The 6,475-nt window shown below is 41.5% G+C and carries 5 protein-coding genes; 4 read left to right on the top strand and 1 reads right to left on the bottom strand.

Annotated elements, in window-relative coordinates:
* Nucleotides 1-83 precede the first annotated feature (83 nt).
* From Q1V93_RS00865 to Q1V93_RS00850, 4 genes are all read left to right on the top strand, one after another.
* Nucleotides 84-1,337 (top strand): HD domain-containing protein, encoded by a 1,254-nt coding sequence (locus Q1V93_RS00865; RefSeq protein ID WP_300660164.1) that lies wholly within the window; start codon nucleotides 84-86, stop codon nucleotides 1,335-1,337.
* Nucleotides 1,338-1,475: 138 nt separating this feature from the next.
* The gene (locus Q1V93_RS00860) at nucleotides 1,476-2,276 is read left to right on the top strand and encodes an alpha/beta hydrolase-fold protein (protein WP_300660159.1); all 801 of its coding nucleotides are present in this window, start codon (nucleotides 1,476-1,478) and stop codon (nucleotides 2,274-2,276) included.
* 26 nt (nucleotides 2,277-2,302) lie between these two features.
* The gene (locus tag Q1V93_RS00855; RefSeq protein ID WP_300660156.1) at nucleotides 2,303-3,385 is read left to right on the top strand and encodes a hypothetical protein; all 1,083 of its coding nucleotides are present in this window, start codon (nucleotides 2,303-2,305) and stop codon (nucleotides 3,383-3,385) included.
* A gap of 172 nt (nucleotides 3,386-3,557) precedes the next feature.
* Nucleotides 3,558-4,100 (top strand): SRPBCC family protein, encoded by a 543-nt coding sequence (locus Q1V93_RS00850; RefSeq protein WP_300660153.1) that lies wholly within the window; start codon nucleotides 3,558-3,560, stop codon nucleotides 4,098-4,100.
* A gap of 260 nt (nucleotides 4,101-4,360) precedes the next feature.
* Here Q1V93_RS00850 and Q1V93_RS00845 read toward each other — a convergent pair whose 3' ends face one another.
* On the bottom strand, nucleotides 4,361-6,109 hold the full coding sequence (locus tag Q1V93_RS00845) for a T9SS type A sorting domain-containing protein (RefSeq protein ID WP_300660150.1): 1,749 nt from the start codon (nucleotides 6,107-6,109) through the stop codon (nucleotides 4,361-4,363).
* Nucleotides 6,110-6,475 lie beyond the last annotated feature (366 nt).

Here is a 6,475-nt window from a genome sequence, read left to right as displayed (position 1 = left end):
ATTTCGTCGTCTGCCCACAGAATCTTTGCTTGCATATCCTAAAGATTAATTAGCTTTGATATTTGATTTATAAAGGTATTCAATTGCGCACAAACACACATCGAAATAATAAAAAGAAAATCATCAACGACCCCGTTTATGGTTTTATTTCAATTCCCGACGAATTTATTTTCGATTTGGTGGAACATCCGTTTTTCCAACGATTAAGAAGAATCAAGCAATTGGGAATGACCCACATGGTTTATCCCGGAGCACTGCACACGCGTTTTCATCACGCCATTGGTGCCATGCATCTCATGACACAGGCTGTTTCGGTAATTCGCAAAAAAGGACACACGATTACTCATGAAGAAGAACGTGCCGTTTTGGTTGCTATTTTGCTGCATGATATCGGTCACGGACCATTCAGCCACGCATTGGAATACGATATCGTTAAGAATGTAAGCCACGAGCAGATTTCGTATTACTTCATCCAGGCTTTGAAACAGGATTTTCCGGAAAACTCAGACGATCTGGAACGCGCTTTGATGATTTTTGCCAATAAGTACCATAAAAAGTTCCTGTACCAGCTTGTTTCCAGTCAGCTGGATATGGATCGTCTGGATTACCTGACACGTGATAGCTTTTTCACCGGGGTTTCCGAAGGAATTGTGGGTACGGAACGCATCATTGAAATGCTCAATGTGCACAATGATCAACTGGTAATTGACGAAAAAGGAATTTACAGCATTGAGAAATTCCTGGTTGCGCGAAGAGTGATGTACTGGCAGGTATATCTTCATAAAACAGTCGTTTCGGGAGAATTCATGCTGATTAACATTTTACGACGGGCCAAAAAACTGATCCGGGACGGTGAGAAGTTGTTCGGAAGTCCGGCTTTGTTGTTTTTCATGGAACGCGATATTCAGAAAGTGGATTTTGAAACCAATCCGGAAATTCTGAAAACATTTGCCCAACTCGATGATTTCGACGTAATGGGAGCTGTGAAAGTATGGCAGGCGCATCCGGATAAGGTCTTGTCCATTCTTTCAACAAGTTTGGTCAACAGACACCTGCACAAAGTGGAAATTGCAAAAGAACCTTTTAGCCCCGACCGGATTTTGATGGAAAAAGAATTGGTTCGTACGCAGTATCAGTTGAACGACGAAGAAATTGATTATTTCGTATACTCCGAATTACTTTCCAATAATGCCTACAGCCAGGTGAAACAAACGATCAATCTGTTGCTGAAAGGCGGTGAAACGGTAGATGTTTCCAAAGCTTCAGACAATCTGAACATTTCCGCTTTGGCGCACCCGGTGGAAAAGTATTGTTTGTGTTATCCGGTGAAACATTGAAAAATAAAAACGCCTGTCAAATCGGGTGAAATACCAGGAATGAGTGTTTCTTATCGGGATTGACATCCGTTAAATTTATTTGAAATCTGGTGGGAAATGCCCATTTTTACTGAACAAAATCCAATTTAAAGTCAACACATGAAACTTCTATTATTTATAACAATCTTTCTTTCAGGCTTTTCCTTTGCACAACAGGATTCGTTATTTCTGGCAAAGATCGAACGTATCCAATCTAAAGTTCTGAATGAAGAACGTATTCTCAACATTTACGTTCCGGAGAGTTATCATACAGATTCAGCTAAAACATATCCCGTAATTTACGCGCTCGACGGTTCTTCCAATGAGGATTTCATCCACCTGGTAGGAATTGTACAGTTTTTGGTCATGAGCCAGCAAATGACCCCAAGCATCGTTGTTGGAATTGCAAATGTGGACCGTAAGCGTGATTTTACCTTCCCGACAACGATTCAAAAAGACAAAGAGGATTTTCCTACAACAGGTCATTCGGAAACCTTCATTCGTTTCCTGGAAACAGAATGCATTCCTTTTGTCCAGAATTATTATAAAACAACTGATCAGCGAACCATTATCGGGCAATCTCTCGGCGGACTTTTAGCCAGTGAAATCCTTCTGAAGAAAACCGCTTTGTTTCAAAAATACATTATCGTAAGTCCAAGTCTTTGGTGGAACAACGAATCTTTGCTCAATCAGTTCAAGGAAAAATCCAATCGTTACAAAGAACTGGGAACGAAGGTTTTTCTGACGGTCGGAAAAGAACATCCGGTAATGGTAAAAGACACCAAAACAATGGCGAAATACCTGAAATATCAATTCGACGAAAAACAAATCAATTTTCAGGAACTGAAAAAAGAAGATCATGCAACCATTCTACATGCAGCAGCTTTCGAAGGTTTGAAGTGGCTGGAGAAAGAAAAATAAACCGAAACAATAATCCCTGAATCTGTATGTTCACTAAAAAAACCAGTCTCAATCCGATAAACGGAATGCTGTTTTTGGGCCTGTTCACACTTTTTGCTTGCAGCGAACAGGGAAACAATCAATCCGTTACCGGGAAAAAGAAGGCCATTCCGAAAGAGAAAGATCTTCCATCCCCTTCCAAAAAGAAGGAATTTGATCTGCTCAGCTTCCTGGTTCAGGAAGAATCCAAAAATGGAAAAGGGGCAAAAATTGATGATAAAAATCATTCGGTTTCATTTAAAAATGACGACGATCCCTACGAAGTCAGTTTTAGCCGGATTTCGGCTGAAGATTTGAACCGGGATGGTGTGACTGATTACATCGTTTGGCGCAACTCGGAAGGAATGCTTGGAGGAAATGCAAATACCAATTCTTCGATCCTTTACATCGTAATGGGAAAAGACCACACAATTGCACAAAAACATGAAATCCTGACCTATGCTCCTTTTTCCTACAACATTTTAGACGATGTGGATTACAAAAACGGGAAGCTGAAAGCCAAAGCAACTCAAAATTTCAGAACGTATATGCCTGAAGACGGAGGAGAATTAGAATCTACTGACTTATCCTTTGTGTACAAAAATGACAACGTTTACGAAGAAAGTTATCTAACGGATTGCGAGTTGGCAAAATGGAAAAACAAGCAATTGTTTATCGGAAATTCAGAAGTCAGCAGAAGCATTGATATGCACAATTACACCGAAACGGTTTTCGAAAAATACGCATCCGGCGGTTTTGAAGTCTCGGCAGAATTTTCGGGCTGCGACAATTTAACCCTCACGTTGGAAAACACCTTCTCCTATCGCGGTAAAGACCAGAAATTCCTTTCGGAGAAAAGAAACCGCTTCCTGGAATTCCTGAAAAAGAATACAATACTTTCCAAAGAAATGGAAGAAATTCAGAAATATTGTCTTGAACATGGAGTGCCGGAAGAAATGACAGAAATCGGAACCCTATCCTTCCTTTTTCAAACAAACCAGGAGAAAGGAAAAGTAACTTTACGCCTGATCATTGAACAGGGGAAAAATCCGAACCAAAGCGAAAATTGGGAAATTACTACGAGACAATAAGATTTTAAGACTTCAAGAGCCCGGAGTCAAGACTGATTTAACCCAATCTAATAAAACCCTGTTTATCAAAAAAGTGGCTCTATCAATCTTTCACAAATCGGATTCTAACATCTTGATATCCGAAAGTTTGAATATGTAAATAAAATCGTTTATTTACAGAAAAATAAAGCTTATGATGATTGTATGGATTATTTTGGGGGCACTTGGAGGAATCATTGCCCTTGTATTGATTATTGCGGCTTTCAGCAAGAAAGATTTTGCCGTCGAACGCACAACTACAGTCAACAAACCACTACCTGAAACATATGATTTCCTGACCTCTCTGCAAAAGCAGGATCAATGGAGCAAATGGACACAACTGGATCCGAACATGAAAAAAACGTACATCGGAACGGACAAAACAGTTGGATTCATTTCCAGATGGGAAAGCCAGCACAAACAAGTCGGTGAAGGCGAACAGGAAATCAGGAAACTGGTTCCGAACGAACGCATTGAAAACGAATTGCGTTTCATGAAACCAATGAGAAGTGTTGCCAATGCTTACTTCACCGTGAAAGAAGCCGGAGAAAACCAAACAGCAGTGGCCTGGGGATTCACCAGCACAACTCCGTGGCCCTTCAATGCCTTCATGCTGTTTTTCAATATGGAAAATGCGGTCGGAAAAGATTTCGAGGAAGGATTGTCAAATATGAAGAAAATGGTCGAAGCGGAATAGGCTTTGACAGAGGCAAAATAAAAGAGTCAAGACTTGATTAAACAAACAGAATCAGTCTTGACTGCTCAGATTGAACGGCCCTTGCGCTAAGAATCGTTGCAAGCAAGGAAATGAAGCGAAAAAAAGCATTTGCTGTTTGAGTCCGATCCGCCTCAGCGGGTGGACGAGTTTTAAATGCTTTCGCGCAATGCCCCGTAGTTTGCAGATTCTTGAGTACAGGCCTAGACCTTTTTACGGCAATGGTAAAAAGGTAGAAACTATCATTGTTTGACAATCAACTTCTTTACTGAAATACCCGCTTTTCTCAACTCCCCAAAATAAACCCCGCTCTTCAACCCTTCAAGAGAAATCGTTACCTGATCCGTATTCGAAAAATCCAGCACTTGCGTTTGAACAACTTCTCCCGAAACACTCAGCATTTGAAATTCCACTACTCCTAACGCTTTCGCGCTTTTGGTTTGAATCCTCAGATGATCAGTTACAGGATTCGGGAAAAAGCTGAATTCCGTAGTTGCGAATAATTCTTCCAACGAAGTTGTTTCCGATTGTATAATTGATTGTACACTGAACGTACATCCGTTTTGATCCGTGATGACACACGTGTAAGTTCCCGCACACAAATTGCTCGCCGAAGAAGTTGTCTGATTTTGTGGATCATTCCACTGATAAGAATAAGGAGGAACTCCTCCGCTTGCTACTACAAAAGTTTGTCCGTTACACGTTCCGTTATCCAATCCCGGAAAAGCAACTCCTTGCAACTGCGGCACCGATTTCACTTCAAAGCAAACCATGTCGCTCACTCCGTTGTTGTCTGTAACAGTCACACAATAGCTTCCGCCTTGCAGGTTATTTGCAGTAGCCGTTGTTTGGGAACCTGCATTTGTGTCCCAAAGATACGTGTAGGGTGCCTGACCTAGATTCGGCTGAACAGTAACACTCGTCCCTCCGGCAGAACATGCTCCGCCTGAAAAAGTCAAACTCAGATTCAACCCGAAATTTGTTGGGATCGTATAAATCATATCCAGTTTAACCGGTAAATGATCTGCTGCGTAATACAAGGCTCTCACCACTGAATCGGGGTATTGGGAATTTCCACCCGTAAGAATACTTTGATTGTAATGACTTCCGTCATTTCCCACAGCTTTGTAGGAATTTGCAGCATATTGCAGGGAATTTGCTCCGTTCATCACGTTCTGAGAAACAATGATATGGTCGAAACGGTCATCCAATCCTCCGGTAATTCCACAATCCGTAGAGCCACTTGTGCGTGGCGATTGGGTGTGCAGATATGCAAAAGTACCGTTCGAAGTCCAGTTTCCGGGCGCATTCAAAGGATCTTTCAGAAAGTTTGTTCCACCGCTCACCAGGTTTTGATAGCACGTTTCAGAACTTCTGTATGTATTCAAGTCCCCGCAAACAAATAAGTGTCTGCCTTGCGGTCTGCCGTTCAGGATATTTCTCAAGGTCGCCGTTTGCTGCGCGCGATCATTTTGATCAGCGTTTGCGCTTCCGGCTTTCAGATGACACATAAATACTTCAATGAAACAGGTGTCGTGATGCTGTGGCAAGGTATTGTCATTGACATACAAAATGTAGTGGTTGATATCTCTCGGTGCGGTTTGGATAACGCGTTGCTCCTTTAAAGTCAGTTTTGCCGAATTGTAGAAAAGCATGTTCTGCAAATCACCGCCAAAGGAATTCGCAACCCATTGCGCCCGCTGGTAATACGTGGTTCCGAATACATTCAGCGAACGATTCAGAACACTGTCGCAGCCTGCAGCCGTTTGAATTTCACAGCCTACAAAAATATCCGGTTTCAGGTATTGCATAATCTTACGTAACGTATCCGCCCGGTTGGGAAGATTTACATTTCCTGCTCCGCAATCATTACGACCATTCGGAAAATTCAATAAATTGTAAGACACAATACGCACGGGAACTGTTTGTGCAAAAGTCGATTGAAGACTTCCAAAAAACAGACCTAACAAAACTAAAACGACCACTTTCATGCAGCAAAATTACAACGGAAAAATGCCGAAACCCAAGAATAAATTGGGTAAACCGATTTAGCAGCAGCTTCCCGGATTAAGTCCCACATGCCGTTCTCGATACTTCCGACTGAAAAAGTCGGAAACTCGAATTGACATGCGGGGTGCACTGAAGCATTTTGGATTAAATTTTCTATTTTTCCGGAAATGAAATTCTTCTATGAACAAACTACTTTTTTTCAGCTTCTTCGTATTACTATTTGTTAGCTGCACTGAAAATCAATCAAATGATAATCAGCACCCGTCTCCGGACATTGAAAATTCAGTGGATACTCAAAAGTCCGTTGCCTTAAAATTCATAAACGACTATGTGGAGAATGCAAATTT

The sequence above is a fragment of the Fluviicola sp. genome (genome assembly GCF_030151805.1).
Taxonomy (GTDB): Bacteria; Bacteroidota; Bacteroidia; order Flavobacteriales_D; family Crocinitomicaceae; genus Fluviicola.
Note: the sequence above shows the minus strand (reverse complement) of the source record. Positions and strands in the feature narration are given on the sequence as shown.

Excerpts from the sequence above, each read along its gene's own strand:
- Q1V93_RS00860 (WP_300660159.1), top strand. The coding sequence starts at position 1,476 with ATGAAACTTCTATTATTTATAACAATCTTTCTTTCAGGCTTTTCCTTT.
- Q1V93_RS00845 (WP_300660150.1), bottom strand. The coding sequence starts at position 6,109 with ATGAAAGTGGTCGTTTTAGTTTTGTTAGGTCTGTTTTTTGGAAGTCTT.
- Q1V93_RS00850 (WP_300660153.1), top strand. The coding sequence starts at position 3,558 with ATGATGATTGTATGGATTATTTTGGGGGCACTTGGAGGAATCATTGCC.
- Q1V93_RS00855 (WP_300660156.1), top strand. The coding sequence starts at position 2,303 with ATGTTCACTAAAAAAACCAGTCTCAATCCGATAAACGGAATGCTGTTT.